The following is a 2,590-nucleotide window of genomic DNA, read 5'->3' as shown; positions in this document are numbered from 1 at the left end:
TGGCGGGCAAAGGCCAGCAACTCGGCATCTTGTCGCCAGCGGGCCACGGCCCTGATGCCTTTGTAAATGTAGACCGCGCCAGTCTCGCCCGCGTGATCGGAGCGCAGTTCGCGCACCATGTGTCTGGACAGCTGGTTGGAGGGGTGTTCAGGCGGTGCTGGGTTTTTCACGGCAGGGATGGGTTGGCGGTCGTGTTTTGACCAGGGTTTGCATCCTATCGGTCAAACCTTGTCCCTGAGCTGCCGGGGTGCATCGGTGCGGTGGCGTGTGTCGACACGCAACCGGCTGGATGGCGCAAAGGTCGGCGCGGAAAGTCGCGACCTCCACGCCTCAACCTGAGTGCATCACTCTTCCAGCAAGCTGCGCAGCATCCAGGCGGTTTGCTCGTGCACGGCGATGCGCTGGGTCAACAAGTCGGCGCTGGGCTCGTCTTTGGCTTGCTCCACCACCTCGTACAAACCGCGTGCGGTGCGGGCCACGGCTTCGTGGCCTTGCGCCAGGATGGCCACCATCTGCAGGGCCTTGGGCGGTAAGGCGGGCGCGTCGGGCAAGGAGCTGAGCTTTGCGAACTGGGCATATGAGCCCGGTGCGGGGTGGCCCAGCGAGCGGATGCGCTCGGCGATCGGGTCTACCGCGTTCCACAGCTCGGTGTACTGCAGCATGAACATGGCGTGCAGGCTGTTGAACATGGGGCCGGTCACGTTCCAGTGGAAGTTGTGCGTGGTCATGTACAGCGTGTAGGTGTCCGCCAACAAGTGGCTGAGGCCTTCGGTGATGGCTTGGCGGTGCGCTTCAGAGATGCCGATGTCGATTTTCATGGTGTTTCCTTGTGTTTAAAAAAGTCAGCCCAAGCTGGTGTCCAGCACCATCATGAGTGCAAAGCCTGCCATCAGGCCCAGTGTGGCGGTGGTTTGGTGACCGTTGCGATGGGTTTCGGGAATCACTTCGTGAGAGACCACAAACAGCATGGCCCCGGCGGCCAGGCCCAAGCCGACAGGATAAGCCAGGGCTGAGTTGCCCACCAAACTGACCCCGATGAGGGCGCCAATGGGTTCGAGCAAGCCGCCCAAGGCGGCAATGCCCACGGCCTTCCAGGCGGGGGTGCCGATGGCCCGCAAAGTCATGGCCACGGCCAGGCCTTCGGGGATGTCTTGCAAGGCGATGGCTGTGGCCAAGGGCAAGCCCACCGACAAGTCCCCCTGCGCAAAGCCCACGCCCACGGCCATGCCTTCGGGCAGGTTATGGATGGCTACCGCCATGACGAACAACCACACGCGGTGGCAGCGCTCATGGCCAGGGCCGCAGGGGCCGGTTTTGTCGTGTTCGTGGGGTGTGAACGCGTCCAGCCCCAGCATGAGCAAGACGCCCAAACCCATGCCCAGCACCACCAGTCCAGCGCCCTTGAGGGCATGGCCCGTCAGATGGGTGCCCGCTTCGATGCCGGGCAACAGCAGTGAAAAAGCCGCAGCGGCCAGCATCATGCCCGCCGCCATGCCCAGCATGGCGTCTTCGTGTTGGGCTTTGAGACCCTTCAAAAAAACAGCAGGCAAAGCCCCGAGTGTGGTGGCGACCAGCCCCGCGCTGCCGCCCCACAAGGCCCAGCGCACCGCATCGTTTTGGGTGGCTTGGGCCAGCCAAACTTGGCCTTGCAGCAGCAAGACCAGCACGCCCATCATGGCAATGCCCAGGCCCAGCAGGACCCGAGGGCGATGGCGGGCGTGTTGGGCCAGCAAGTGGGGCCAGGGCATGGGGTGGGAAAGTGTGGTCATGGTCATTTCGCTCATCGGTGATCAATCATAGTCTTTGCTAATCAAATAGCCATTCAGTTTTTCAAAATCTATCGTTAGTCAAAACCTATCTCCCAGCCGCCCGATTGGACCCGATGGTTTGTGACCTGTCCGTTCTCTGGCCCACCTTGTTGGATGGGCGATGGCCGCAAATGAATCGAACGCAAATGCATCGAACTGCACGGTGCGTGACGCTCAAATATAATGAATGGCTAATATTTAAGAGGTCGTACATGTTTGTTTTTTCATTGCGTCGGGTCGGTGTGTTGTGCGCGTTGGGTCTGGCGTCATGGTTGTTGCAAGCCTGCAGTCCTGAGGTGACGTTGCCCAATGTGACTTTGGAGCAAGCCCGCGCCGAGCACGAGGCGGGCAAGGTGTTGATGATCGACATCCGCGAGTCGCAAGAGCACGCCACGGGCGTGGCGCAAGGCGTGGTCTTGCTGCCCATGAGCCAGGTGGCCCAGCGTGTGGCCGAGATTCTCAAGCAAGCCGACCAACCGGTTTTGCTGATCTGCAACACCCAAAACCGCTCGCGCGCTGTGACCCAGGCGCTGCAAGAGCAGGGCTTTACCAACATCCGTTATGTCGATGGCGGCATGAGCGAGTGGGCCAAGCGTGGCTGGCCCATGGTCAAGCCGCAAGACCTGCTTGCGCCCGGCAAGTCCTGATCTGCGGTCTGCCATGGTCGATACAGGTCCGGCGTCGGCAGACGCCTGGTCTTGATCTAGGACAAAAGCGGCCTTGGCCTTCCCCCATAGACTGACATTTGTAAAGACGGTTCCGGTGGCCCTCCAGCGCGGGGG

At 61.5% G+C, this 2,590-nt stretch carries 4 protein-coding genes; 1 reads left to right on the top strand and 3 read right to left on the bottom strand.

Annotated features, from left to right (window positions below):
• The 3 genes from ACIQ47_RS16210 to ACIQ47_RS16200 form a co-directional block, all read right to left on the bottom strand.
• On the bottom strand, positions 1–119 hold a 119-nt coding region (locus ACIQ47_RS16210; protein ID WP_396439061.1), incomplete at its 3' end, for a demethoxyubiquinone hydroxylase family protein.
• A gap of 225 nt (positions 120–344) precedes the next feature.
• The gene (locus tag ACIQ47_RS16205) at positions 345–818 is read right to left on the bottom strand and encodes a Dps family protein (protein ID WP_396439060.1); all 474 of its coding nucleotides are present in this window, start codon (positions 816–818) and stop codon (positions 345–347) included.
• Between the two features lie 24 nt (positions 819–842).
• On the bottom strand, positions 843–1,769 hold the full coding sequence (locus tag ACIQ47_RS16200; RefSeq protein ID WP_396439059.1) for a ZIP family metal transporter: 927 nt from the start codon (positions 1,767–1,769) through the stop codon (positions 843–845).
• A gap of 251 nt (positions 1,770–2,020) precedes the next feature.
• Here ACIQ47_RS16200 and ACIQ47_RS16195 point away from each other — a divergent pair, with 251 nt between their 5' ends.
• Complete coding sequence (locus ACIQ47_RS16195) at positions 2,021–2,455, top strand: rhodanese-like domain-containing protein (protein WP_396439058.1); 435 nt, start codon at positions 2,021–2,023, stop codon at positions 2,453–2,455.
• The last annotated feature ends 135 nt before the right edge of the window (positions 2,456–2,590 follow it).

It is taken from the genome of Limnohabitans sp., assembly GCF_044373035.1.
In the GTDB taxonomy this organism is placed as follows: domain Bacteria; phylum Pseudomonadota; class Gammaproteobacteria; order Burkholderiales; family Burkholderiaceae_C; genus Limnohabitans_A.
This window is presented reverse-complemented; position numbering and strand designations above follow the sequence as displayed.

Excerpts from the sequence above, each read along its gene's own strand:
- ACIQ47_RS16205 (WP_396439060.1), bottom strand. The coding sequence starts at position 818 with ATGAAAATCGACATCGGCATCTCTGAAGCGCACCGCCAAGCCATCACC.
- ACIQ47_RS16200 (WP_396439059.1), bottom strand. The coding sequence starts at position 1,769 with ATGACCACACTTTCCCACCCCATGCCCTGGCCCCACTTGCTGGCCCAA.
- ACIQ47_RS16195 (WP_396439058.1), top strand. The coding sequence starts at position 2,021 with ATGTTTGTTTTTTCATTGCGTCGGGTCGGTGTGTTGTGCGCGTTGGGT.